At 73.1% G+C, this 24,077-nt stretch carries 23 protein-coding genes; 13 read left to right on the top strand and 10 right to left on the bottom strand.

Features of this window, described 5'->3' with window-relative positions; genetic code table 11:
- The first annotated feature begins 16 nt into the window (after positions 1 to 16).
- From cobC to cobA, 3 genes are read left to right on the top strand one after another with little or no spacing between them, the layout of a single operon-like run.
- Positions 17 to 1,099, top strand: coding sequence for an Rv2231c family pyridoxal phosphate-dependent protein CobC (cobC, locus tag AB0B20_RS22975; RefSeq protein ID WP_357386277.1), 1,083 nt, complete (start codon positions 17 to 19; stop codon positions 1,097 to 1,099).
- Positions 1,099 to 2,169 carry a nicotinate-nucleotide--dimethylbenzimidazole phosphoribosyltransferase gene (gene cobT, locus AB0B20_RS22970; RefSeq protein WP_357386380.1) on the top strand — a complete coding sequence of 357 codons (1,071 nt, stop codon included), beginning with the start codon at positions 1,099 to 1,101 and terminating at the stop codon, positions 2,167 to 2,169. The genes cobC and cobT overlap by 1 nt, the downstream gene beginning before the upstream one ends.
- Positions 2,166 to 3,416, top strand: coding sequence for a uroporphyrinogen-III C-methyltransferase (cobA, locus tag AB0B20_RS22965; RefSeq protein WP_357473276.1), 1,251 nt, complete (start codon positions 2,166 to 2,168; stop codon positions 3,414 to 3,416). The genes cobT and cobA overlap by 4 nt, the downstream gene beginning before the upstream one ends.
- A gap of 240 nt (positions 3,417 to 3,656) precedes the next feature.
- On the opposite strand, the gene otsB is transcribed toward cobA, so the two are convergent.
- The 4 genes from otsB to AB0B20_RS22945 form a co-directional block, all read right to left on the bottom strand.
- Complete coding sequence (otsB, locus tag AB0B20_RS22960) at positions 3,657 to 6,257, bottom strand: trehalose-phosphatase (RefSeq protein WP_357473273.1); 2,601 nt, start codon at positions 6,255 to 6,257, stop codon at positions 3,657 to 3,659.
- Positions 6,254 to 7,654 (bottom strand): trehalose-6-phosphate synthase, encoded by a 1,401-nt coding sequence (locus AB0B20_RS22955; RefSeq protein WP_013288079.1) that lies wholly within the window; start codon positions 7,652 to 7,654, stop codon positions 6,254 to 6,256. The genes otsB and AB0B20_RS22955 overlap by 4 nt, the downstream gene beginning before the upstream one ends.
- 141 nt (positions 7,655 to 7,795) lie before the next feature.
- Positions 7,796 to 8,182, bottom strand: coding sequence for a hypothetical protein (locus AB0B20_RS22950; protein ID WP_357386284.1), 387 nt, complete (start codon positions 8,180 to 8,182; stop codon positions 7,796 to 7,798).
- Complete coding sequence (locus AB0B20_RS22945) at positions 8,175 to 8,456, bottom strand: hypothetical protein (protein ID WP_052165697.1); 282 nt, start codon at positions 8,454 to 8,456, stop codon at positions 8,175 to 8,177. Before AB0B20_RS22945 ends, AB0B20_RS22950 begins: the two co-directional genes overlap by 8 nt.
- A 209-nt stretch (positions 8,457 to 8,665) precedes the next feature.
- On the opposite strand from AB0B20_RS22945, the gene ettA reads away from it, so the two are divergent.
- The 4 genes from ettA to AB0B20_RS22925 all read left to right on the top strand — a co-directional run bounded on the left by ettA (position 8,666) and on the right by AB0B20_RS22925 (position 12,153).
- Complete coding sequence (gene ettA, locus AB0B20_RS22940; protein ID WP_357386286.1) at positions 8,666 to 10,342, top strand: energy-dependent translational throttle protein EttA; 1,677 nt, start codon at positions 8,666 to 8,668, stop codon at positions 10,340 to 10,342.
- On the top strand, positions 10,335 to 10,778 hold the full coding sequence (locus tag AB0B20_RS22935; RefSeq protein WP_357473269.1) for a thioesterase family protein: 444 nt from the start codon (positions 10,335 to 10,337) through the stop codon (positions 10,776 to 10,778). Before ettA ends, AB0B20_RS22935 begins: the two co-directional genes overlap by 8 nt.
- Complete coding sequence (locus tag AB0B20_RS22930; protein WP_357473266.1) at positions 10,775 to 11,437, top strand: hypothetical protein; 663 nt, start codon at positions 10,775 to 10,777, stop codon at positions 11,435 to 11,437. The genes AB0B20_RS22935 and AB0B20_RS22930 overlap by 4 nt, the downstream gene beginning before the upstream one ends.
- 131 nt (positions 11,438 to 11,568) lie before the next feature.
- Positions 11,569 to 12,153, top strand: a complete 585-nt coding sequence (locus AB0B20_RS22925; RefSeq protein ID WP_357386292.1) for a YbjN domain-containing protein — start codon at positions 11,569 to 11,571, stop codon at positions 12,151 to 12,153.
- Positions 12,154 to 12,160: 7 nt separating this feature from the next.
- On the opposite strand, the gene AB0B20_RS22920 is transcribed toward AB0B20_RS22925, so the two are convergent.
- From AB0B20_RS22920 to AB0B20_RS22910, 3 genes are all read right to left on the bottom strand, one after another.
- On the bottom strand, positions 12,161 to 12,547 hold the full coding sequence (locus AB0B20_RS22920; protein WP_357386382.1) for a globin: 387 nt from the start codon (positions 12,545 to 12,547) through the stop codon (positions 12,161 to 12,163).
- A 78-nt stretch (positions 12,548 to 12,625) separates the two neighbouring features.
- On the bottom strand, positions 12,626 to 13,999 hold the full coding sequence (locus tag AB0B20_RS22915) for an MFS transporter (RefSeq protein ID WP_357386294.1): 1,374 nt from the start codon (positions 13,997 to 13,999) through the stop codon (positions 12,626 to 12,628).
- Positions 14,000 to 14,234: 235 nt separating this feature from the next.
- On the bottom strand, positions 14,235 to 15,308 hold the full coding sequence (locus tag AB0B20_RS22910) for a mechanosensitive ion channel family protein (protein ID WP_357386296.1): 1,074 nt from the start codon (positions 15,306 to 15,308) through the stop codon (positions 14,235 to 14,237).
- 207 nt (positions 15,309 to 15,515) lie between these two features.
- Here AB0B20_RS22910 and AB0B20_RS22905 point away from each other — a divergent pair, with 207 nt between their 5' ends.
- Entirely contained in the window at positions 15,516 to 16,055 is a 540-nt protein-coding gene (locus AB0B20_RS22905; RefSeq protein WP_357386298.1) for an HNH endonuclease, read from the top strand.
- 7 nt (positions 16,056 to 16,062) lie between these two features.
- Here the strand turns inward: AB0B20_RS22905 and AB0B20_RS22900 are convergent, their stop codons facing one another.
- From AB0B20_RS22900 to AB0B20_RS22890, 3 genes are all read right to left on the bottom strand, one after another.
- A complete protein-coding gene (locus tag AB0B20_RS22900) occupies positions 16,063 to 16,926 on the bottom strand; it encodes a class F sortase (RefSeq protein ID WP_357386300.1) in 864 nt (287 codons plus the stop codon).
- A gap of 12 nt (positions 16,927 to 16,938) precedes the next feature.
- Positions 16,939 to 17,448, bottom strand: a complete 510-nt coding sequence (locus tag AB0B20_RS22895) for a hypothetical protein (protein WP_357386301.1) — start codon at positions 17,446 to 17,448, stop codon at positions 16,939 to 16,941.
- Positions 17,449 to 17,526: 78 nt separating this feature from the next.
- Positions 17,527 to 17,967: an Lrp/AsnC family transcriptional regulator gene (locus AB0B20_RS22890; RefSeq protein WP_091423095.1), complete on the bottom strand. Its 441-nt coding sequence runs from the start codon at positions 17,965 to 17,967 to the stop codon at positions 17,527 to 17,529.
- Between the two features lie 142 nt (positions 17,968 to 18,109).
- Here AB0B20_RS22890 and AB0B20_RS22885 point away from each other — a divergent pair, with 142 nt between their 5' ends.
- The 5 genes from AB0B20_RS22885 to AB0B20_RS22865 all read left to right on the top strand — a co-directional run bounded on the left by AB0B20_RS22885 (position 18,110) and on the right by AB0B20_RS22865 (position 24,050).
- Positions 18,110 to 18,994 (top strand): tryptophan 2,3-dioxygenase family protein, encoded by an 885-nt coding sequence (locus tag AB0B20_RS22885; protein WP_357386303.1) that lies wholly within the window; start codon positions 18,110 to 18,112, stop codon positions 18,992 to 18,994.
- A 14-nt stretch (positions 18,995 to 19,008) separates the two neighbouring features.
- Entirely contained in the window at positions 19,009 to 20,289 is a 1,281-nt protein-coding gene (gene kynU, locus AB0B20_RS22880; RefSeq protein WP_357473261.1) for a kynureninase, read from the top strand.
- Positions 20,286 to 21,614, top strand: coding sequence for an NAD(P)/FAD-dependent oxidoreductase (locus AB0B20_RS22875; protein ID WP_357473258.1), 1,329 nt, complete (start codon positions 20,286 to 20,288; stop codon positions 21,612 to 21,614). The genes kynU and AB0B20_RS22875 overlap by 4 nt, the downstream gene beginning before the upstream one ends.
- Before the next feature lie 20 nt (positions 21,615 to 21,634).
- Entirely contained in the window at positions 21,635 to 23,116 is a 1,482-nt protein-coding gene (locus tag AB0B20_RS22870; protein WP_357473345.1) for a 2-hydroxymuconic semialdehyde dehydrogenase, read from the top strand.
- 136 nt (positions 23,117 to 23,252) lie between these two features.
- Positions 23,253 to 24,050, top strand: coding sequence for a fumarylacetoacetate hydrolase family protein (locus AB0B20_RS22865; RefSeq protein WP_357386309.1), 798 nt, complete (start codon positions 23,253 to 23,255; stop codon positions 24,048 to 24,050).
- Positions 24,051 to 24,077: the final 27 nt, after the last annotated feature.

Genomic DNA, 24,077 nt, shown 5'->3' with positions numbered 1-24,077 from the left:
CGGCAGGATCGCGGACATGCCCGCACCACCGACCGGGAGCGCCGCCGCGCTCGACGAGCCCGACCTGGGCCACCACGGGGACGCCGAGGCCACCGACGGCCTGGTGGACCTCGCGGTGAACGTGCGCCGCGCCCCGATGCCGGACTGGCTGGCCGACCCGATCACCGCGGCCCTGGGCGGCCTGGCCGCGTACCCGGACCCGGCGCCCGCCCGCGCCGCCGTCGCTCACCGGCACGGGCGACCCCCGGAGGAGGTACTCCTCACCGCCGGGGCCGCCGAGGGCTTCGTCCTGATCGCCCGCGCGCTCTCCGGCGTCCGCCACCCGGTGGTGGTGCACCCGCAGTTCACCGAGCCGGAGGCCGCGCTGCGGGCCGCCGGGCACCGGGTGGACCGGGTGCTGCTCGACCCGGCCGACGGCTTCCGCCTGGACCCGGCCCGCGTCCCGGACGACGCCGACCTGGTCATGATCGGCAACCCGACGAACCCGACCTCGGTACTGCACCCGGCGGGCGCGATCGCCGCGCTGGCCCGCCCCGGCCGGGTGCTCGTGGTCGACGAGGCGTTCGCCGACACCACTGCCGCACCCGGAGTCGACGGCGAGCCCGAATCGCTCGCCGGCCGCCGCGACCTGCCCGGCCTCGTGGTGGTGCGCAGCCTCACCAAGACCTGGGGCCTGGCCGGGCTGCGGATCGGCTACCTGCTCGGCGACGCCGCGCTGCTGGCCCGGTTCGCCGCCGCGCAGCCGCTCTGGGCGGTCTCCACCCCGGCGCTCGCCGCCGCCACCGCCTGCGCCGCGCCGGCCGCCGTCGCGGCCGAACGCGCCATCGCCGCCGAACTCGCCGCCGACCGCGACCACCTGGTGGCCCGCCTGTCCGGCCTGCCGGGGGTACGCGTGGCGGGCCGCCCCGCCGCCGCCTTCGTGCTGATCCACACGGCCGGCGCCGCCGAGGTACGCGAGCGGCTGCGCGCTCACGGCTGGGCGGTACGCCGGGGCGACACCTTCCCCGGGCTCGGCCCGGACTGGCTCCGGATCGCCGTACGCGACCGGGGCACCACAGACGCGTTCATCGAGACGCTGGCACGGATCCTGGAGGCATGATGCTGGAGCCCACAGTCGCGGCGATCCGGCCGCTGGACGAGGCCGCCATGGCGGCGGCCCGCGAGTTGCAGGGGCGGCTGACCAAGCCCGCCGGCTCGCTCGGCGCCCTGGAACCGCTCTCGGTACGCCTCGCCGGGCTGGCCGGCGCCTGCCCGCCGCCGCTGCCCGAGCCCGCCGCGGTGGCGATCTTCGCGGGTGACCACGGCGTGCACGCCCAGGGCGTGACCCCGTGGCCGCAGGAGGTCACCGCCCAGATGATCGCCAACTTCCTGGCCGGCGGCGCGGTGGTCAACGCGTTCGCCCGCCAGGCCGGCGCCTCGGTCACGGTGGTGGACGTCGGCGTGGCCACCCCGATCCCCGGCGCCGAGTCCGCCGACCCGGCCGGGCCGCGCCTGGTGCCGGCGAACATCCGCCCCGGCACCCGGGACATGACGGTCACCGCCGCGCTGACCCCTGACGAGGCCCGCGCGGCTGTCGAGACCGGCATCCGGGTCGCCGGTGAGCTGATCGACGCCGGGGCGGGCATCCTGCTCACGGGCGACATGGGCATCGGCAACACCACCCCGTCGGCCACGCTCATCGCCGCGTTCTCCGGCGTGGACGCGGAGGCGGCCACCGGCCGGGGCACCGGGGTCGACGACGAGACGTACGCCCGCAAGGTGGCGGTGGTGCGGGCCGCGCTGGCCCGGCACGAGCCCGACCCGGCCGACCCGCTGGGCGTGCTCGCGGCGGTCGGCGGGCTGGAGCACGCCGCGCTGGCCGGCCTGATCCTCGGCGCCGCCGCCCGGCGGGTGCCGGTGCTGCTCGACGGCGTGATCGCGGTCAGCGCCGCGCTCGCCGCCGCCGCGTTCGCGCCGGACGCCGTGGGCGCCATGGTCGCCGGGCACCGCAGCGCCGAGCCGGGCGCCACGGCGGCGCTGCGGCACCTCGGGCTGGAGCCGCTGATCGACCTGGGGCTGCGGCTCGGCGAGGGCACCGGGGCGCTGCTCGCCCTGCCGGTGGTCACCGGCGCGGTCCGGGTCCTGCACGAGGTCGCCACGTTCGACTCCGCCGGGGTGGCGGAGAAGTGACAGGGCCGACGCCGCCCAGCCCGTACCCCCTGGGGTTGCGGCTGGACGGGCGGCGCGTGGTCGTCGTGGGCGGGGGAGCGGTCGCCACCCGGCGGGTGCCGGCGCTGCTCGACGCCGGCGCGGACGTGCTGCTGGTGTCGCCCGAGCTGACCCCGGCGCTGCGCGCGCACGTCGACGCCGGGCGGCTGCACTGGGAGCCGCGCCGGTTCGTCCCCGGCGACCTGGACGGCGCGTGGCTGGTCCAGGTGGCGGTGGACGACCGGGCCGCCGCCGCGTCGGTCAGCGCCGCGGCGGCCGAGCGGCGGATCTTCTGCGTCCGCGCCGACGACAGGTCGGCGGCGAGCGCGTGGACCCCTGCGGTGACCCGGCACGGCCCGGTCACCGTGGCGGTCCTCGGCGGCGGCGACCCCCGCCGAGCGATGGCCGTCCGCGACGCCGTCCGCGAGTTGCTCGCAAGGAAGGGCCCCCCGTTAACGCCTGCGGTAGAGGAAGGGACCCCTGTTAACACCGGCGGCCGCGTCGCGCTGGTCGGCGCCGGGCCGGGCGACCCGGAGCTGATCACCGTGAAGGGGTGGCGGCTGCTCACCGAGGCCGAGGTGGTCGTCGCCGACCGGCTCGTGCCCGGCCTGCTCCTGGACGAACTGCGGCCGGACGTCGAGCTGGTCGACGCCTCCAAGATCCCGTACGGGCCGTCGCGTGCCCAGGAGGAGATCAACCGGATCCTGGTCGACCGGGCCCGGGCCGGCAAGGTGGTGGTACGGCTCAAGGGCGGCGACCCGTACGTCTTCGGGCGTGGCGGCGAGGAACTGCTCGCCTGCGCCGAGGCGGGCGTACCGGTGACAGTGGTGCCCGGCGTGACGAGCGCCATCGCGGTGCCCGAGGTGGCCGGCGTGCCGGTGACCCACCGGGGCGTGGCGCACGAGTTCACGGTGGTCTCCGGGCACCTCGCCCCCGACGCGCCCGCGTCGCTTGTGCGCTGGGACGCCCTGGCCGGGCTGCGCGGCACGCTGGTGATCCTGATGGGCCTGAAGAACCTCGCCGCGATCAGTGCCACACTCATCGCGCACGGCAAACCGGCGCAGACTCCCGCCGCGGTGATCCAGGAGGGCACCACAGCGGGCCAGCGCACGCTGCGCTCCACGCTCGCCACTGTCGCGGCCGACGTCGAGGCCGCCGCCCTGCGCCCACCCGCGATCGTGGTGCTGGGCGACGTCGTCCACGCCCTGACCCCCGGCACCCCCGCCTGACCCGCCCGCGCTCCCTCGCCCGACCCGCGCGCTCTCGCCCGACCCCGCCCCGCCCGATGGCGCCGATCTTGCACTTGGTGCCCGCTCGGTGCCCGTTACAGCCCTTTCGCCGGGGCAGCAAGTGCAAGATCGCCGGGCCGGGCCGGGCCGGGGTGGGCCCGGCGGCCGGGGTGGGGTGGAACGGGGACGGCGGCGGGGGACCGTTGGGTCTCCCGCCGCCGTCCTGGTGCTTCGGTCAGGTCACTGCTTGAGCATGTTGTCCAGCAGCAGGGCGCAGCGGACCAGGCCGAGGTGGCTGTACGCCTGCGGGTGGTTGCCCAGCCCGCGCTCGGCCAGCGGGTCGTACTGCTCCGGGAGCAGCCCGGTCGGCCCGGCCGTGTCGACCATCTGGGTGAACAGCTCCTCGGCATCGCTGCGGCGGCCGGTGCGCAGGTACGCCTCGATCAGCCACGACGTGCAGATGTGGAAGCCGCCCTCCCGGCCGGGCAGGCCGTCGTCCCAGTGGTACCGGTAGACGACCGGGCCGCTGCGCAACTCCGCCTCGATCTTGAGCACGGTGGAGAGGAAGCGCGGATCGTCGCCGGCGAGCAGCCCGGAGATGCCGATCCACAGCGACGAGGCGTCCATCTCCTCGTAGCCGTAGGCGACGCTGTACGCCTCGGCCTCCGGGTGCCAGCCGTGCTCCAGCACGTTCGCGGCGATCCGGTCGCGCAGCTCGACCCACTCCGGCCGGTCCTCGCCGCCGTGCTGCCGCACGACGTGCAACGCCCGGTCCACAGTCATCCAGAGCATGACCTTGGAGAAGACGTGGTGCCGTGGGGGGAGGCGGGCCTCCCAGATGCCGTGGTCGGGCTCGTGCCAGCGGCGGCGTACCGCCTCGACCATGTTCTCCAGCACCCGCGACTCGTCCTCGCGGATCGAGCCCCGGGCGTCGGCCACCGCCGCGATCAGGTCCGCGACCGGGCCGAAGACGTCGAGCTGGAGCTGGTGGTTGGCGAGGTTGCCGACGCGTACCGGCCGGGAGCCGGCGTAGCCGGGCAGCGTGTCGATGACCGCCTCGGCGCCCAGCTCGAAGCCGTCCACGGTGTAGAGCGGGTGCAGCCGCTCCGGGTGCCCGCCGGTGCGCTCGACCACGCCGTCGATCCAGCGCAGCAGCCCTTCGGCCTCCTCGGTCGAGCCGAGGTCGACAAGCGCCCGTGCGGTCATCGCGGCATCCCGCAGCCAGCAGTAGCGGTAGTCCCAGTTGCGGACACCGCCCAGCTCCTCCGGCAGCGACGTGGTGGCCGCGGCGAGGATCGAGCCGGTCGGCTCGTGGCAGAGCCCCCGCAGCGTCAGCGCGCTGCGGGCGACCAGGTCCCGGGCGGTGGCCGGCAGGCGCAGCGAGGCCACCCAGTCCTTCCAGGGCTGCTCGGCGGCGGCCTGCCGCTCGTGCACCGGCAGCCGGTGCGGTTCCAGGCTCTGCGTGCCGAAGCGCAGCTCCAGCACCACCTGGCCGCCGGCCGCCGACAGGTCGACCACCGCCTTCGCGGTCTCGTACCCGGCGTCGCTCGTGACCTCCCACTCGACGCCGGGGGAGTGCAGCGCGACCGGCTCGTTGGAGCCGAGCACCAGCAGCCCGTCGTCGAGCGGCTGGAGCTGCACCGCCACCTGACCGAACTCGGGACGCGGCGCGAACTCGATCCGGGCCCGCCCGGTGCCGCTGAGCACCCGGACGAGTGTGGAGTCGCCGCTGACCACGGCCGGGTCGTCCGGCGTGGTCTCCCGCGCCGGCAGGTCGAGCCAGTCGGTCACGGTGAGGCCGGACCAGCGGGTCTCGACAGTCATCGTGTTGCTGCGGTAGCGCTGTCCCAGCGGGATGCCGCCGCGCTCCGGACCGACAGTGAAGTGCCCGGCCGGGCTGCCGCCGACCAGGTCGGCGAAGATCGCCGCCGAGTCGGGCTTCGGGTGGCACAGCCAGGTGATCTTGGCTTCCGGCGTGACCAGCGCGACGGTACGGCCGTTGGCGAGCATCGAGTGCCGCTCGATCGGCACCGCCCGCTCGCCGAACAGCCAGTGCCGCCGTGTCTCCAGCAGCAGACCCAGCGCGCGGGCCGCCTCGATCGGCTCGGACACCCGGTAGTCGGCGCGGGTCTCCCCGGGACCGATCTTGATGCCGACGTCCGGGCCGGTCAGGTTGCCGAACGCGTTCTCGTCGGTGACGTCGTCGCCGATGAACAGGACCGCGCTCGCGGCGAGCTGGGTGCGGAGCTGGTCGACGGCGGTGCCCTTGTTCGTGACCACCACCGACAGCTCGATGACCTCCTTGCCCTGGGTGACAGTCACGCCCTCCCAGGTCGCGGGGCCACTGCGGACCGCCTCGACGGCCCGGGCGGCGACGTGCGGGTCGACGCCGCGGGTGTGCACCGCCACGCTCGCCGGCTTGCGCTCCAGGCGGATGCCCGGGTGCTCGGCGGCGATCTCGCGCAGCGCCTCGCGGAGCCGGTGCCGGGCCGCGATCAGCTCGGGGCTGAGCCGCTCGACGAAGCCGATGTCGAACTCCGAGCCGTGGCTGCCGACCAGGTGCACCTCGCTCGGCAGCCGGGAGAGTGTGGCCAGGTCGCGCAGGGCGCGACCGGAGACGACGGCGACGCTCGTCTGCGGCAGCGCGGCGAGCGCGCGTACGGCCGCCACCGACTCGGGCAGCGGCACGGCCTTGCTGGGGTCCTCGACGATCGGCGCCAACGTGCCGTCGTAGTCGCAGGCGACCAGGAGTTGCGGAACCCGGGCGATGCGGCCGATGGCCGCGCGCAGCTCTGGATCCAGCACGCCGCCGTGGGCGGCGGCGGTGGCGGGCGGGGTCACGCAGCCTCCGTATCGGGGACGCCGAGCTCGCTGAGGAACGACTTGGCCCAGTGGCCCACGTCGTGGCTGCGCAGATGGCGCTGCATGACGCGCATCCGGCGGCGGGCTTCGGGCTTCTCGACGTGCACGGCCCGTAGCAACGCGTCCTTCACCGCGTCCGGGTCGTGCGGATTACACAGGAACGCCTGGCGCAGCTCTGTAGCGGCGCCGGCGAACTCACTGAGCACGAGCGCGCCGCCCTGGTCGGCGCGCGATGCGACGTACTCCTTGGCCACCAGATTCATTCCGTCTCGCAGCGGGGTCACCATCATCACGTCGGCCGCGACGTACATCGCGGCCAGTTCGGAGCGACTGTACGACTGATGCAGGTAATGCACTGCAGGCACGCCGACCCGGCCGAATTCACCATTGATCCGGCCTACCTCGCGTTCCACCTTCACCCGAAGTGCCTGGTAGTGCTCCACCCGCTCGCGGCTGGGCGTGGCGACCTGCACCATAACCGCGTCGGGAACTGTCAACTTTCCGTCAGCAAGAAGTTCGCGGAAGGCCTTGAGGCGGAGTTCGATGCCCTTGGTGTAGTCGAGCCGGTCGACCCCCAGGATGATCGTCTTCGGGTTGCCCAGCTCCTCGCGGATCTGCTTCGCGCGGGCCTGGATCGCCGGGTCCTCGGCCAGCCGCTCCATCTCCTTCGTGTCGATCGAGATGGGGAACGCGCCCGCCTTCACCTGCCGGCCGTCGACCTGGATCATCTGGCCCTCGTAGCGCAGGCCGAGCAGATGCCGGGCCAGCCGGACGAAGTTCTGCGCCGCCAGCCGCTGCTGGAAGCCGACCAGGTCCGCGCCGAGCAGTCCACGCAGGATCTCGGTGCGGAACGGCATCTGCATGAACAGCTCGATCGGCGGGAACGGGATGTGCAGGAAGAAGCCGATCCGCAGGTCCGGCCGCAGCTCGCGGAGCATCGCCGGCACGAGCTGGAGCTGGTAGTCCTGGACCCAGACGGTGGCGCCCTCGGCGGCCACGTCCGCCGCGGCCTCCGCGAACCGGGCGTTCACCAGCCGGTACGCCTCGCGCCAGCGCCGCTTGTAGGCGGGCGTCTCCACCGCGTCGTGGTAGAGCGGCCAGATCGTCGCGTTCGACTGGCCCTCGTAGTAGCGCTCCAGCTCCTCGGCGCTCAGCGGCACCGGGTGCAGCCGGATGCCCTCCAGGTCGAACGGCTCAGGCGCGGCGCCGGTGCCGCCAGCCCACCCCACCCAGGTGCCCTGGTGCTCGGCGAGGACCGGGTGCAGCGCGGTGACCAGCCCGCCGGGGCTGCGTCGCCACTGCCGCCCCTCGGGTGTGCTCACCTCGTCGACCGGCAGGCGGTTGGCCACTACGACAAAGGAGCTACGGACGGTCACGATCGGCTACCTCCGGGTACTGACGGGTCCACCGCGATGAGCGTACTGAGCGTAGCCGCGGCTTCTGATCCCCCGTGCCGGAGTTACCTACCCGTCCCAGAACCGCCGAATCCATCGCGTGATCTTGTCGACACCGGCGGTTCAGAGGTCGATGATCGGCCACTCCTTGGGCAGCACCTCACCGAGCAGTTCCCGCCGGTCGCTCATGATTGGCGTGGCGGCCCGCGCGGCCTCCAGCGCCACCTGGGCGAGGTCCATGCTGAGGAGCGTGCGTGACCAGCCGCCGAGGAACATGCACATGTCGTGCGCAACAGGGGTGACGACCACGTGGTCGAGATCGCCGAGGATGTCCAGCAGGCGCCAGCCGTCCACGGCCACCTGCCGGTACGCCTCGGCAAGACACAGCGCCGGCACGATCACCGTCTGTCCCCGGTCCGCGACCGACGCGATCTGCTCCCCGACCGCCTCGGTGCCGTCCGAGTAGGCCAGCAGGCAGGCGGTGTCGAGCACCAGCCCGGGGTCAGTCACGGGTCAGCCGTCCACGCGACGACTCGCTCAGCAACTCGGCCGCCCGGGCGCGCAGTTCTGGGGTGATCTTCGCCTGGGCCTCGTCGAGCGCGTGGCCCGCGTCGGCGAGCCCGCCGTCGGACAGCCGGAAGCCGACCTGCCGGAGCGCGCGCCGGGTGCGCTCTCCCGCCATCCGCTGCCGCACGCTCTCGGTGACGAATGCGGAGACGTTCTGCTCCTGGGCCAGTCGTTCGGCCACGTCGTCGGGGACGCTGATGGCGATCTTCTTGGTCATACTGTCGACGGTAATGAGTAGTACCGAGGGCTGCAACGAGGCACGCCGCCGTACCCCTGGGGTGGGGTGATGTGGGCGTGGCGGTCCGTACCTGTCAGGATTGACGGCGGCGTGCGGCCGGCTCCCGGCCGGCGGCGGCTGGCGCAGATCGGCGCCGCGCCCCGCACCCGACAAGCCCGCGATCGCAACCGACGGAGGTAGCCCGCACCGTGGCCCAGTTCATCTACGTCCTGGACAAGGCGCGCAAGGCGCACGGCGACAAGGTCGTGCTCGACAACGTGACGCTGAACTTCCTGCCGGGTGTCAAGATCGGGGTGGTCGGTCCGAACGGCGCCGGTAAGTCCAGCCTCCTCAAGATCATGGCAGGGCTGGACCGGCCGAGCAACGGCGAGGCCCGGCTCATGCCCGGCTACTCCGTCGGCATGCTCGCCCAGGAGCCGCCGCTCAACGAGGAGAAGACGGTCCTCGGCAACGTCGAGGAGGCGGTCGCCGAGACCAAGGCCAAGCTGGAGCGGTTCAACGCCATCGCCGAGCAGATGGCCACCGACTACTCCGACGAGCTGATGGAGGAGATGGGCAAGCTCCAGGAGGAGCTGGACGCCGCCGACGCGTGGGACATCGACTCCAAGCTCGAACTCGCCATGGACGCGCTGCGCTGCCCGCCGCCGGACGCCGACGTCACCCAGCTCTCCGGTGGTGAGCGCCGCCGGGTCGCGCTGTGCAAGCTGCTGCTGGAGGCGCCGGACCTGCTGCTGCTCGACGAGCCCACCAACCACCTGGACGCGGAGAGCGTGCAGTGGCTGGAGCAGCACCTGGCCAAGTACGCCGGCACCGTCCTGGCGATCACCCACGACCGGTACTTCCTGGACAACGTGGCCAACTGGATCCTGGAGCTGGACCGCGGCCGGGCCTACCCGTACGAGGGCAACTACTCCACCTACCTGGAGAAGAAGGCCGCCCGGCTCTCCGTCGAGGGCCGCCGCGACGCCAAGATGAAGAAGCGCCTCTCCGAGGAACTGGAGTGGGTCCGCTCGAACGCCAAGGCGCGGCAGACCAAGTCCAAGGCCCGTCTGGACCGCTACGACGAGATGGCCGCCGAGGCGGAGAAGACCCGGAAGCTGGACTTCGAGGAGATCCAGATCCCGCCGGGCCCGCGCCTGGGCAACACGGTCATCGAGGCGCAGAACCTGACCAAGGCGTTCGGTGACCGGGTGCTGATCGACAACCTGTCGTTCTCGCTGCCCCGCAACGGCATCGTCGGCATCATCGGCCCGAACGGCGTCGGCAAGACCACGCTGTTCAAGACCATCGTCGGGCTGGAGCAGCCGACAAGCGGCTCGGTCCGGGTCGGCGAGACGGTCTCGCTGTCGTACGTCGACCAGAACCGGCAGGGCCTGGACGGCGACAAGACCGTCTGGGAGGTCGTCTCCGACGGGCTGGACCACCTCATGGTGGGCAAGGTCGAGATGCCGTCCCGGGCGTACATCGCCGCGTTCGGCTTCAAGGGCCCGGATCAGCAGAAGCCGACGAAGGTGCTCTCCGGCGGCGAGCGCAACCGGCTCAACCTGGCGCTGACGCTCAAGATCGGCGGCAACGTGATCCTGCTCGACGAGCCGACGAACGACCTGGACGTGGAGACGCTGTCCAGCCTGGAGAACGCGCTGCTGGAGTTCCCCGGCTGCGCCGTGGTGATCTCCCACGACCGGATGTTCCTGGACCGGGTCGCCACGCACATCCTGGCCTGGGAGGGCGACGACCAGAACCCGGCCAAGTGGTTCTGGTTCGAGGGCAACTTCGAGGCGTACGAGAAGAACAAGGTCGACCGGCTCGGCGCCGAGGCGGCCCGGCCGCACCGGGTGACCTACCGCAAGCTCACCCGTGACTGACCGCTTCGTCTACCACTGCGCGTTGCGCTGGTCCGACCTGGACGCGTACGGCCACGTCAACAACGCCCGCTTCCTCACGCTCTATGAGGAGGCCCGGGTGGCGATGATGTTCGCCGGCGGCCGGGCGTGGGGGGTGGGCTCGTTCGCCGACGGTGTGGTCATCCGCCGGCACGAGGTCGACTACCTGCGCCCGGTCGACTACGCGCTCGGCCGGGCCAGCGCGGAGGCCGCGCCGGCGGTGCGGATCGAGCTGTGGGTGGACCAGATCCGGGCCGCCTCCTTCTCGGTCGCGTACGAGCTGTACGACGGCGACACGCTGGCCGGCAGCGCCCGGTCGCTGCTGGTGCCGTTCGACCTGACGACGCAGCGCCCGCGCCGGATCTCGCCGGAGGAGCGGGCGTTCCTGCTCCGCTACGCGCCGGGGCTGACCGGATGACCGGGCACGGGTTGACCGGGACGGCCGACGCCGGGGCCTTCCTGGCCCGGCTGGTCCGGTTCGACCCGGCCACAGTGGTCCGGCTGCGGCCGGTGCCGGACACGGGCCGTACCGCCCTCTGGGCGCGTCTGCCGTGGGGGGTGCTCGTGGTCCGTACCGTGCCCGGCACTGCCCCCGCCGACGTCACTGTGGCGGCGGGGGAGCTGCTTGCCGAACTCTCCGCCGGGGGGACGTCTCTTCCGGTACGCCGGGACGACGGCTGGCGGTGGCAGCTCCCACCGGCCGCGAGCCGGGCCGTGGAGGCGCTGCCCGGCGCCGAGGTGCGCCGGATCGCGGAGGCGGCGGCCGGGACGCTGCGCGAGGCCGCCGTGCACGGCGTGGCGGGCCGCGCGGTCGGGCAGCGGGTGCTCCGGGATGCGCTGCTGGACCACGTCGCCGTGGTGGTGACCCCGGACGAGGCGCCACGCGCCCCGGTGGAGGTGTCGCAGCGGCTGGTGCAGGGCCTGGTCCGGATGGGTTTCCTCGGCACCGGCGAGGACGACGTTCAGGTGCGTAGTGCGGGCCGATGGGTCGGGCTCGTCGGTCCGTTCGGGGCGGTCTGGTCGCGGACCGTTGCCGATCTTGCACTCAGGCCGACGGTAGGTCATCCGAAAGGATGACCCCACGTCGTCCTTCCGGCCTGGGGCGGTCGTTGGGGGGATGCCTCACGCCGCCTGTCCGGGTACCGTCCATCCTCGGATCCAACGCACCGTAGGCGTCCGGATCCGCTGGGGAGTGAGGTGCGCGAGCGATGCCGTGGTGGTCATGGCGCCCTGGTCCCGCCGTTGGCGGGGAGCCGGAGACTCGAAGCGGGACCACAGTGGATGACACCATCCGGGTCGGGCCGCCGGCCCCCCGCCCTCCGGGCGACGACGTGGCGCCACCCGAGCGGCCGGCCCTCGCGGACATGCCGGCCACCGTCGCGCCGGTCACCCTGAGCCGGGTCTGCGACGCGCTCGACCTGCTCGACGTGCGCTATCTGGCCGACGGGGACGGCAACCTGCTGGCCATGTGGGAGCGGCACGCGGTGCTGGTCGCGCTGGAGGGTCCGGAGGACGAGATCCTGGTGATGCGGGCCCGCCCGCACGCGACGGTCCCACCGGACTGGGCCGACCGGGCCTACCGCGTGGTGAACGAGTGGAACCACACCCGGCGCTTCTGCAAGGCGTACATCGGCGACCCGACCGAACGCGGTCAGCTCCCGATCTACGCCGAGTTGCAGGTCCCGCTCGGCGCCGGCGCACACGACGCCCTGCTGGTCGAGATGCTCGACTGCGGCGCCGCGGTCGCCGTGACGTTCGTCGACTGGCTGCACGACGAGGGTGCCCTGCTCTGAGCCGGGCTCAGCCCGCGGCCGGGTCCTCCATCACGTTCACCATGAAATAGGCGGCCCGCTCCAGGTAGTCCCAGAGCGCGGCGGCGAGCTGCGGCGGCAGGTCGAGCGTGTCCACCGCCCGGCGCATGTGGTGCAGCCAGGCGTCCCGCTCGGCCGCGCCGATCCGGAACGGTGCGTGGCGCATCCGCAGCCGCGGGTGGCCGCGCTGCTCCGAGTAGGTGTGCGGGCCGCCCCAGTACTGCATGAGGAACAGGGTCAGCCGGTCCGCCGCCGGGCCGAGGTCCTCCTCCGGGTACATCGGCCGCAGCAGCGGGTCGTCGGCGACGCCGGCGTAGAACTCGTCCACCAGCTTGCGGAAGGCCGGTTCGCCGCCGATCGCCTCGAAGAGGGTCATCGACTCGCCTGGGGAAGTCACGCTTCCATCCTGCCAGGTGCGCCCCGGCACCCGCGCCCGCCCGCCGGGCGGCGCGGATCACGTCACCGCGTGCCGGTGCCGGCCGGGTTCGCGGTTGCGGTCACCCGGCGCCGGGCCGGGCGGGTGCGCGTGCGCGACCCCGGTGGCGGCCGAGGACTCGGCGCGGGCGGTCTCGATGGCCTCGTTGATCACCTGTGGCCGGGGCCAGGCGAGCGCCGCCCCGGTCATGATCAGCACCCCGGCCGCGCTCCAGGCACCGACCACCGCCGGAACCGAGAACCGCTCGGCGAGCGCGCCGGTGGCCAGCACCGCGGCACCCTGGATGATCTGTGTGCCGCTGGCCATCACGCCGAACGCCCGGGCCCGGAACCCGTCCGGCAGCGCCTGCACGAACAGGCCGTTGGCGATCGGGACGAGCCCGGCGACGGCGAAGCCGCACCCGGCCGCGAGCAGCGCCACCACCGTCGGTGGCGGGTTGAACAGCGCGGGTACGAGCGTCGCCGGCGCGATGATCATCAACGGTCGCATCAGCGTCAGCCGCCGGGCCGGGCCGACGAGCCGGCTGATGGTCAGCCCGCCGAGGATGTAGCCGACCGGCACGGCGGCCATGATCAGCCCTTGGGCGGTGCCGGTGTTCATCCGGCCGTCGGCGCGGTCGGCGGCCCAGCCCGCGGCCAGCCCCTCGGGGACGATCGAGAAGAGCATCGCGCTGAACACCAGCACCGCGATGGCGCGCAGCACCGGCCGGTCGAAGACGATCTGGAAGCCCTGGACGGTCTCCCGCAGCAGGTGGCTGCGGTGCACCTCGGCCATCGCCGGTGGCCGCTCGCGGATGCCGAAGCGGACCAGCGCGGCCGACACGGCGAAGGTGACGGCGTTGACGAGCAGCGCGATGTTCGGGTTGAGCGCCGCCACTGTGGCGCCGATCAGGTAGCCGACGACCTGGGCGGCCTGGCCGGCGCTGGTCAACGCGGACAGGCCCACGACCAGCCGGTCCCCGGTCAGGATGTGCGGCATCAGCGCCGACCGCGCCGCCTGGCTGGGCGGGTTCGCGAGCGTGGCCAGGAAGATCAGCGCGAAGATCGACCAGGTCGGCATCCGGGGCATCGCGACGAGCGCCATCAGCGCCATCCGGAGGACGTCGCAGACCACCATGACCCGCCGGTAGTGGTGCCGCTCGGCGAGCGCGGAGAGCAGTGGGCCGCCGACCAGCCAGGGAAGGTAGCTGGCGGCGAACGCGGCGGCGGAGAGCGCTACCGAGTCGGTCTCGCGCAACACGAGCACGGCGACCGCGGCGCGGGCCAGGTAGTCACCCACCCAGGAGAGGGTGTTGGCGGCGAAGATGACGCGGAACTCCGACTGGCCGAAGACGTCCCGAAAGGTGGCCGGGCTCTCCTGGGCGGGTCGCGCGTCGGACACCGTCGCCTCCATCGTTCCTGGTCGACCACTTGTGATGGCCCGACCGGGAACCGTCGTCAGATCAACCGATCAGCGAGGACACGAGCACGCTCCCCGGTGGAGCGTGTGCACCGGATTCTGCCCGATCGTCTGACAACTGGCTAGGGCGAACGGATTGATCGTCGCATCTCCGACTGAACCGAACGGACGATACCCGAGGGGCCGCGCGGCGCGCGACCCCCGGAAATTGTCCGGCTCGTCCGGCGACTCAGGTGGGTCCGCCGGTCCCCGTGCCCTCGGTGGCGGGCGGCGCCGGCGGCTGGACCGGCAGGCCCGGGAACAGCCGGGCGGCCGCGATCTGCGCGACGATCCCCGAGTTCTCCAGCGCCTCCGCGAGCCGGCGGCGCAGCTCGCGGCCGACCGCGAACTGGCCGTCCGCGGTGGTCTTGACGACGGTACGGATCACCGCGCCGTCGACGGTGATCTGCTCGACGCCGAGCACCTCCGGCTCCTCGACGATCTTCGGCGCCAGCTCCGGGTCCAGCGCCACCGACGCCGCCGCGGTACGCAGCACAGCGGTGGCCTCCTCGGTGGAGGCGAACCCGATCGGCAGGTCGACCACCACCAGCGCCCAGCCCTGGCTCTTGTTCCCGACCCGGATGATCTCGCCGTTGCGGATGTACCAGAGCACGCCGCGGCCGTCCCGGACGGTGGTGACCCGCAACCCCACCGCCTCGACCACGCCCGTCGCCTCGCCCAGGTCGACCGTGTCGCCGACGCCGTACTGGTCCTCGATCAGCATGAACAGGCCGGCGATGAGGTCCTTGACCAGGCTCTGCGCGCCGAAGCCGAGCGCCACGCCGGCGATGCCCGCGCTGGCCAGCAGCGGGGCCAGGTCGAAGCTGAACTCCTTGAGCACCATCAGCAGCGCGATGCCGAAGACGAACGCGGTGACCATGCTGCGCAGCACCGACCCGATCGCCTCGGCCCGCTGCCGCCGCCGCTCCGGCACGAACTGGTTCGGGTCCAGCGTGGCGCTGGGGATCCGCTCGCGCAGCGGGCGGAGCATGGTCGGCACCGCGCCGTCGGTGGTGGTCCGCACCAGCCGGTTGATGGTCCGGTGCAGCGCCCACCGGGCGGCCACCGCGATCATCAGGATCAACGCGACCCGCAGCGGTTTCAGCAGGATCCAGTAGCTGCTCTCGGCGAACCAGGCGGAGCCGGTGAGCCGGTACAGGAACTCGCAGGAGCTGCTGCCCTGGCAGTCCGGGCGCCGGTCGGAGAGGGCGGACACCACGGCGGAGATCAGGTCGGAGACGTTCACAGTGCTTTCGTACCGCACGGGCGGGCGGCGGCGGACATCGCCACCACGGCGAAGTGCCGCTGCCCGGGGGAAGCCGGGATTAGTACGTGCAATCGAGGGCGCGATCAGGGACTATTGGCGCAACGGACGTCGGTGATCCAGCCGGCGTCGGAGCTGTTCCGCGCTGTTCGCGGGCGGTTCCGGCGCGCGGGCGGCGGGAGCGGCTGGACCGGGAGGGTGAGCGCGATGCCTGACATACGACCCACGGCGGGCTCCGGTGCACTCGTTCTCAACGCCACCTACGAGCCCCTGTGCGTCGTGTCGGTGCGTCGTGCCGCGATCCTCGTCCTCTCCGCCAAGGCGGTCTGCGTCGCCGACGGCGAGGGCATCCTGCACAGTGCGCGCAACGCGTTACCGGTGCCCTCTGTGGTACGCCTGACCCGCTACGTCCGGGTGCCGTACCGCACCCACGTCGGGTTGTCCCGGCGGGCCGTGTTCGCCCGCGACGGGTGGCGGTGCGCGTACTGCCGGGGGCCGGCCGAGACCATCGACCACGTGTTCCCGCGCAGCCGGGGCGGCCGGCACGCCTGGGAGAACGTGGTCGCCGCCTGCGCCCGGTGCAACCACACGAAGGGCGACAAGACGCCGGCCGAGCTGGGCTGGCGGCTGCACCACCTGCCGGCCGCGCCCAAGGGGACCGCCTGGCGGGTGCTCGGGCACCGCGCCCCCGACCCGCGCTGGGCGGACTGGCTCGACCTGCGCGAGCCCGAGCCCGAGGCGGCCTGACCGGCGCTCAGCGCGCCTTGACCAGCGAGGCGTAGACCACCAGGTTGTCCGCGTACCCGGTCTCGCCGCCGACCCAGCGCCCGCCGCAGGTGATCAGCCGCAGGCCGGGCCGGCTGAAGTCGCCGTAGACGTCCTCCACCGGCAGCTTCTCCTTGCCGTACCGCTCGATCGAGGTCACCTCGAACACCGCCACCGAGCGGTCCTGGCGGGTCACCTCGATCCGGTCGCCGTCGTCGAGTTCCCGCAGCCCGTGGAAGACGGCCGGCCCGGTGGTGGTGTCGACGTGGCCGACGAGCACCGCCGGGCCGTACTGGCCGGGGGTGGGGCCCTGGTCGTACCAGCCGACCTCACCGGCCCGTTCCACGTCCGGCACCGCGATGCTGCCGTCCGGCGCGATGCCGACCCGGTGCACCGGCGCGCGCAGGTCCAGCTTCCCGATGCTCAGGTCCGTCGGCGGACTGGCCGGCAGCACCGGGAACTTCTTCGGCGGCGGGCGCAGACCGGCGACGATCCGGTCGGGCAGCACGCTGACCCCGGTCACCCGTTCCACGCCGAGCATGGCCACGATCAGCGCCATCACGCTCGCCACCACGAGCACCGGGACACCCGGGTGCCGGCTCGGGGCGTACCGGCGGGTGGTGGTCCGGGCGGCGCGGGCCGGAACCGGCCGGGACTGCGGATCCGCCGTGGCGACGCTGGCCGAGAACGCGTGCCCGGCGATGTGGGCGAACCGGCGCGCGGCCCCGGCGGTCAGCCGCAGCGCGGCCCGGAGCCGTCCGGTACGCCCCCGCGACCGGCGGGCGGCGGCGCGGCGGCCGGTGCGGTCCGCCGCCGGGCCGGTACGGTCCCGGCGGCGTGATGAGCGGGCCATCGCGGCACCCCGTCAGACGCGGCCGCCGGTCTTGCGGCGGGCGCTCACACCGGCCACCACTGCCACCGCTACCAGACCGCCGACCAGCAGCAGCGAGCCCGTGCCCCGGCTGCCCGCGGTGCCACCGCCGCCGGTCGCCGGCCCCTTGCTCGGCTGCGCCATGTTGAGCACGGTGAGCATGGTCGAGGCGGTGTTGCCGTTGGAGCAGTCCAGGTTCACCGGGTAGTCGCCGGGCGCCTTGTTCCCTGGCACTGTGACCGAGCCGGTGAGGAAGCCGTTGTCCGGCCGCAGCGTCACCCGCCCGAAGGCGTCCGAGGTGACCTGCGCCTGGCGGTTGTTGCTGTTGTCGCAGCCGGCCCGCAGGTTGACCCGGGAACCGGCCTGGACGCTGTTCGGCGTCACCTCGATGAACACGCTCTCCCCGGCCCGGGCCGGCGGCGCGGTGGTCAGGACGAACGCCGCGACCAGGCCGAGTAGGCCCAGCAGGGACGACAACGCACGATGTGACACGAGCCCTCGCATGGTTCCCCCCTCCCGGCGCGACGGTGCGCCGGACCACTGACGGGCAGCGGCGGCTGTGTTCCCGGGAGGTGGGGGAAGCTAACGAGGCGCCTTGACCACCGGGTGCCAGGCCAGCGGCGTGGAGAGCACCATCGTGCTGGACGGCTGCCCGTACGGCGCGAGGCGGTCGATGACCTCTTCGAACTCGCCCATGTTCGTCGCGGCGACCTTGAGCATGCTGCACGCGTCCCCGGTGATCCGGTGGATCTCCATGATCTCCGGCCAGCCCGCGACGTCGGGGTCGTTGAGGATGCAGCGCGCGCCGTAGCAGGACATCCGGATCAGCGCGAGCACCGTGCGCCCGGCCCGGGTGAGGTCGACGTGGGCGTGGTAGCCGGTGATCACGCCGGATTCCTCCAGCCGCCGCACCCGCTCGGCGACCGCGGGCGGGGACAGGTGGACCCGGCGGGACAACTCGCTGTACGACAGCCGGGCGTCGGCCTGGAGCTCGCGCAGCAGCGCCCAGTCCATGTCGTCCACGCGCGGACCTTCCTTCCGTAAAGAGGGCGACGCGAGATGGTTTCGGTTCGCCAAGTGAGACCACCATACCGCCGTTGAACAGGCATTCCATTCGGCCGCCCACCAGCGGGATCATGACGTCTACCCCGCGCACGGACGGAGAATGACTGTGGAACAGACGACGGCGGTGCGCCCGGTAACCCCGCAGGAACGGGCGGCTCGGGCGGCGCGCAACGGCGGCGAGCCGACCCTGGAGTTCGCCGACCGCGTGCCGTACGACGCGTACGTACGGGCCAGCACGCTGCACCGGCTCCAGGAGCCGCTCAGCGACGACCCGGGCGAGATGTCCTTCCTGATGGTCAGCCAGATCATGGAGCTGTACTTCGGCCTGACCTGCCACGAGCTGCGGCACGCCAAGCGCGAGCTGCGCGAGGACCGGATCTGGGAGGCGCTGCCCCCGCTGCGCCGCGCCGCTCTGCACCTGGAGGGCCTCAACGCCGCCTGGCACGGCCTGCGCTGGATGAGCCCGGCCGACTTCAACCGCTTCCGCGACCGGCTCGGCGAGGGCTCCGGCTTCCAGTCCGCGATGTACCGGCAACTGGAGTTCCTGCTCGGCCTGCGCGACCGGGCGCTGATCCGCCCGTTCCGCCGGCACACCGAGGTGTACGACGAGCTGACCGCCGCGCTGGCCACGCCGAGCCTCTGGGACGAGGTGGTGGCGCTGCTGGCCCGCAAGGGCTTCGACGTACCGGCCGAACTGCTGTCGCGGGACGTGAACGCCGAGCACGAGGCGCACCCGGCGATCGAGGCGGCCTGGGTCCGCATCTACGGCGACAACGGCCCGGACAACCACCTGCGCCTGCTCGGCGACGCGCTGACCGAGATCGCCGAGGAGTTCGGCGACTGGCGCTGGAACCACGTCAAGGCCGTGCAGCGCACCATGGGCGCCAAGGTCGGCAGCGGCGGCTCCGCCGGACTGGCATGGTTGCAGCGCAGCATGGCCCGGGTGGTCTTCCCGGAGCTGTGGTCGGCCCGCACCGCGATGTGACGAGAGAGAACAGCATGCACACCCCCGAGAACGAAGCCCTCCGCCGCGACGCCGCCGACCCCGGCCACCGGCACCTGTTCCACATCCCGCCCGCCGACGGCGGGCGCTACCCCGACACGGCGTACCTCGCCGGCAACTCGCTCGGCCTTCAGCCCCGGGCCACCCGGGACGAGCTGCTCGCCGACCTGGACGCCTGGCAGCGCCTGGGCGTGGAGGGGCACCTGGAGTCGGAGCGGCCCTGGCTGCCGTACCACGAGCTGCTGACCGCGCCGGCCGCCCGCCTGGTCGGCGCGCTGCCCGCCGAGACCGTGGTGATGAACTCCCTCACCGTCAACCTGCACCTGCTGATGGTGAGCTTCTACCGGCCGGCCGGCGAGCGCACCCGCATCGTCATCGAGGACAGCGCGTTCCCCTCGGACAGCTACGCGGTGCGCAGCCAGGCCCGCTTCCACGGCCTGGACCCGGACACCACTGTCGTACGCCTCAAGCCGCGCCCCGGCTCCGACACGCTCGACACCGAGGACGTGCTGGACTTCCTGGCCCGCGAGGGCCACACGGTGGCGCTGCTGATGCTCGGCGGCGTGAACTACCTGACCGGCGAGCTGATGGACATCCCCACCATCACCGCCGCCGGCCGCGCGGCGGGCGCGGTGGTCGGCTGGGACCTGGCGCACGCCGCCGGCAACGTGCCGCTGGCGCTGCACGACTGGGACGTCGACTTCGCCGCCTGGTGCTCGTACAAGTACCTCAACTCCGGGCCGGGCGCGCTCGGTGGCGTCTTCGTCCACGAGCGGCACCTCGGCGATCCGTCCATCCAGCGCTTCGAGGGCTGGTGGAGCACCGAGGCGGCCACCCGGTTCGAGATGACCCCGGTGTCCCGGCCCCCGGCCACCGTCGAGGCGTGGCAGATCTCCAACCCGCCGATCTTCGCGATGGGCCCGGTGCGTACCTCGCTGGAGCTGTTCGACTCCGTCGGCATGCCGGCGCTGCGTGAGCGCAGCCTGCGGCTGACCGCCTGGCTGGAGCAGCTGCTCGACGAGGTGACGCCCGGCCGGCCGCTCACCGTGGTCACCCCGCGCGACCCGGCCCGGCGCGGTTGCCAGCTCTCGGTGCGGATCGGCGTCGGTAGCGCCAACGAGCTGACCAAGCGGCTGCGGCACGAGCACGGCGTGGTCGCCGACGCCCGGGAGCCGGACATCGTCCGGTTCGCGCCGGTGCCGCTGTACTCCACGTACCACGACTGCTGGCGGGTCGCCGAGGCGCTGGCGGCAACGTTCGAGAAGGAGGGCTCGTGAGAGAGCGCGACGAGATCGCTGTGGTCGGCGCCGGACTGGCCGGCTGCCTGCTGGCCTGCTACCTGGCCCGGCGCGGCTATCCGGTGGCCCTCTACGAGCGGCGGCCCGACCCGCGTACCGGCACGGTCGAGCGGGGCCGGTCGATCAACCTGGCGCTGTCCGAGCGCGGCCTGGACGCGCTGCGCCGCATCGGCCTGGAGGACGAGGTGATGGCGGACGCGCTGCCGATGCGCGGCCGCATGATCCACCCGGTCGAGGGCGAGCCGGAGTTCCAGTCGTACAGCGGCTCCGGGGACCGGGCGATCAACTCGATCAGCCGGGGCGCGCTGAACAACGCGCTGCTCGACGCCGCCGCCGCGCTGCCGAACGTGCGCGTCGCGTTCGACCACCGGCTGGTCGGCCTCGACCCGCTCGGCGGCGAGATGACGTTCGAGACGCCGCAGGGCAAGGTCACCGCCACCGCCTCGGTCGTCCTCGGCGCCGACGGCGCCGGCTCCGCGGTGCGCGGGCAGCTGCTCGCGTACGGCGGCCTGACCGAGAGCCTCGACTTCCTCGACTACGGCTACAAGGAGCTGACCATCCCGCCGCTGGGCGGGGAGTTCGCGCTCGACCCGGGCGCGCTGCACATCTGGCCGCGCGGCACCTCGATGATGATCGCGCTGCCGAACCCGGACCGCTCCTTCACCTGCACGCTGTTCTGGCCCACCCACGGCACCCGCAGCTTCGCGTCGCTGAGCAGCCCGGCCGCGATCGAGCAGTTCTTCGCCACCCACTACCCGGACCTGGTCCCGCTCGCGCCGAACCTGGTCGACGACTACCAGCACAACCCGGTCGGTGTGCTCGGCACGGTGCGCTGCACGCCGTGGCAGGTAGCCGGCAAGGTCGGCCTGATCGGCGACGCCGCGCACGCCATCGTGCCGTTCTACGGCCAGGGCGCGAACTGCGCGTTCGAGGACGTGGTCGAGCTGGACCGCTGCCTGGACGAGTGCGACGACGAGTGGACCGCCGCGCTGCCGCTGTTCCAGCACCGCCGCCAGGACAACGCGGAGGCGATCGCCCGGATGGCGCTGGCGAACTTCGTGGAGATGCGGGACAAGGTCGCCTCGCCGGTGTTCCGCACCCGCAAGCAGGTCGAGCACGCCCTGGAGCGGGCGTTGCCCGGCCGCTACGTCTCCCAGTACGAGCTGGTCTCCTTCTCCACCACCCCGTACGCGCAGGTGCGCCGCCGGGTGCGCGCGCAGTACGCGGTGGTCGGCGCGGTGGCGGCCGGCGCGCTGGCGCTGCTGGCCGGTGGTGTCCGCGCGGCGCTGGGGCGGCGGCGATGACGCTCTGGGATCCCCGGCTGATGACCGGGCACGCGCCGGACGGCCCCGGCCTGCTGCGCAACTTCGTCGGCGGCGAGTTCGTCGACGCCGGCTCCCGGTTCACCAAGCGCAGCCCGGTCACCGGCGAGCCGGTGTTCGAGGTGGTCGAGGCGTCGCAGTCGACTGTGGACGACGCTGTCGCCGCGGCACGGGCGGCGCTGCGCGGCCCGTGGGGCCGGATGGGCGAGCGGGAGCGCGCCGAGGTGCTCCGCCGGGTCGCCGACGAGCTGGAACGGCGCTTCGACGACCTGGTCGCCGCCGAGGTGGCGGACACCGGCAAGTCCATCTCGCAGGCCCGTACGCTCGACATCCCGCGCGGCGCTGCCAACTTCCGGGCGTTCGCGGAGATCGTGGCGACCGCGCCCACCGAGTCGTTCACCACCGTCACACCGACCGGTGGGCGGGCGCTCAACTACGCGGTCCGTAAGCCGGTCGGCGTGGTGGCGGTCATCGTGCCGTGGAACCTGCCGCTGCTGCTGCTCACCTGGAAGGTCGCCCCGGCCCTGGCCTGCGGCAACGCCGTGGTGGTCAAGCCCAGCGAGGAGACCCCCGCCTCGGCCACGCTGCTGGCCGAGGTGATGGCCGCGGCGGGCGTGCCGGAGGGCGTGTTCAACCTGGTGCACGGCTTCGGGCCCGGCTCGGCCGGTGAGCACCTGACCCGGCACGCGGGCGTGGACGCGATCACGTTCACCGGCGAGTCGGCGACCGGCAGCGCGATCATGCGCGCCGCCGCCGACGGGGTGAAGGCGGTCAGCTTCGAGCTGGGCGGCAAGAACGCCGGCCTGGTCTTCGCCGACGCCGACCTGGACGCGGCGGTCGCCGGTTCGGTGCGGTCCAGTTTCACGAACGGCGGCCAGGTCTGTCTCTGCACCGAGCGCGTCTACGTGCAGCGGCCGGTGTTCGAGGAGTTCACCGCCCGCCTGTCCAAGCGCGCCGACGAGCTGGCGTACGGCTGGCCGGACGACGAGGCGACGGCGAACATGCCGCTCATCTCGCACGGTCACCGGGACAAGGTGCTCGGCCACTACGCGCTGGCCCGTACCGAGGGCGCCGAGGTGCGCGCCGGGGGCGGCGTGCCGCGCTTCGGCGACGCCCGCGACGGCGGGGCGTACGTGCAGCCGACGGTGCTCACCGGGCTCGGCCCGGACGCCCGCACCAACCAGGAGGAGATCTTCGGCCCGGTGGTGCACGTCGCGCCGTTCGACGACGAGGACGAGGCGTTCGCGCTCGCAAACGGCACCGCCTACGGCCTGGCGGCGACGGTGTGGACGCGGGACGTGGGCCGGGCGCACCGGGCCGGTGCCCGGCTCGACGCCGGCATCGTCTGGGTGAACACCTGGTTCCTGCGCGACCTGCGCACCCCGTTCGGCGGGATGAAGGCGTCGGGTGTCGGCCGCGAGGGCGGCGTGCACTCGCTCGACTTCTACTCCGAACTGACGAATGTCTGCGTGGATTTGACGTGAGCGCGAGGAGTGAGCCGGTGTTGCGAGCCCCGCAGTCGCGAACGAAGGGTGGCCCAGCATGAGCGCGCGGACTGGCGCGGGCGCGCGTGGTGGGCAGAATGGCCGGAATCCGCAGCGACGTAAGCGAGGAGCCGCCATGACCGTGGACATCGAGGCCGCCAACCGGGAACTCGCGGTGGCCCGGCAGGAGGGGAAGCCCTGCCCGCCGCTGCGCGGCCGGCTGCTGCCCGAGGGCGACATCGAGGCCGCGTACCAGGTGCAGCAGGTCTACACCCGGCAGCGGCTGGGCAAGGGGCACCGCCGCGTCGGCGCGAAGATCGGCCTGACGTCGCGGACCGTGCAGGAGAGCTTCGGCGTCTTCCAGCCCGACTTCGGGGTGCTCTTCGACGACATGGCCGTCGGTGACGGCGTCGAGGTGCCGATCGGGCGGCTGCTCCAGCCGCGGGTGGAGGCGGAGATCGCCTTCGTGCTCGGCGCGGACCTGCCGGACGAGCGGGTCACCACTGTCGACCTGATCCGGTCGGTGGACCACGTGCTGCCGGCCATCGAGATCGTCGACTCGCGGATCGCCGACTGGGACATCTCCATCGTGGACACGGTGGCGGACAACGCCTCCAGCGGGCTGTTCGTGCTCGGCACCGCGCCCCGGCGACTCGCCGACGTGGACCTGCGGCTGTGCGGCATGGTGCTGGAGCACGCCGGTGAGCCGGTCTCGGTCGGCGCGGGCGCGGCCTGCCTGGGCAATCCGCTGCACGCGTTGCAGTGGCTGGCCGCGACCATGGCCCGGGCGGGCGACCCGCTCAAGGCCGGTGACGTGGTGCTCTCCGGCGCGCTCGGCCCGATGGTGCCGGTCACGCCCGGCGCCGCGTACGAGGCGCGCATCTCCGGGCTCGGTTCGGTGCGTACCTGTTTCTCCAAGGAGACCAGCTCATGAGCGAGCGCCAGCGAGCGAATCATCGAT

It is taken from the genome of Micromonospora sp. NPDC049151, assembly GCF_040648395.1.
Classification (GTDB): domain Bacteria; phylum Actinomycetota; class Actinomycetes; order Mycobacteriales; family Micromonosporaceae; genus Micromonospora.
The sequence above is the reverse complement of the archived record's forward strand: the minus strand, read 5'-3'. Positions and strand labels throughout refer to the sequence as shown.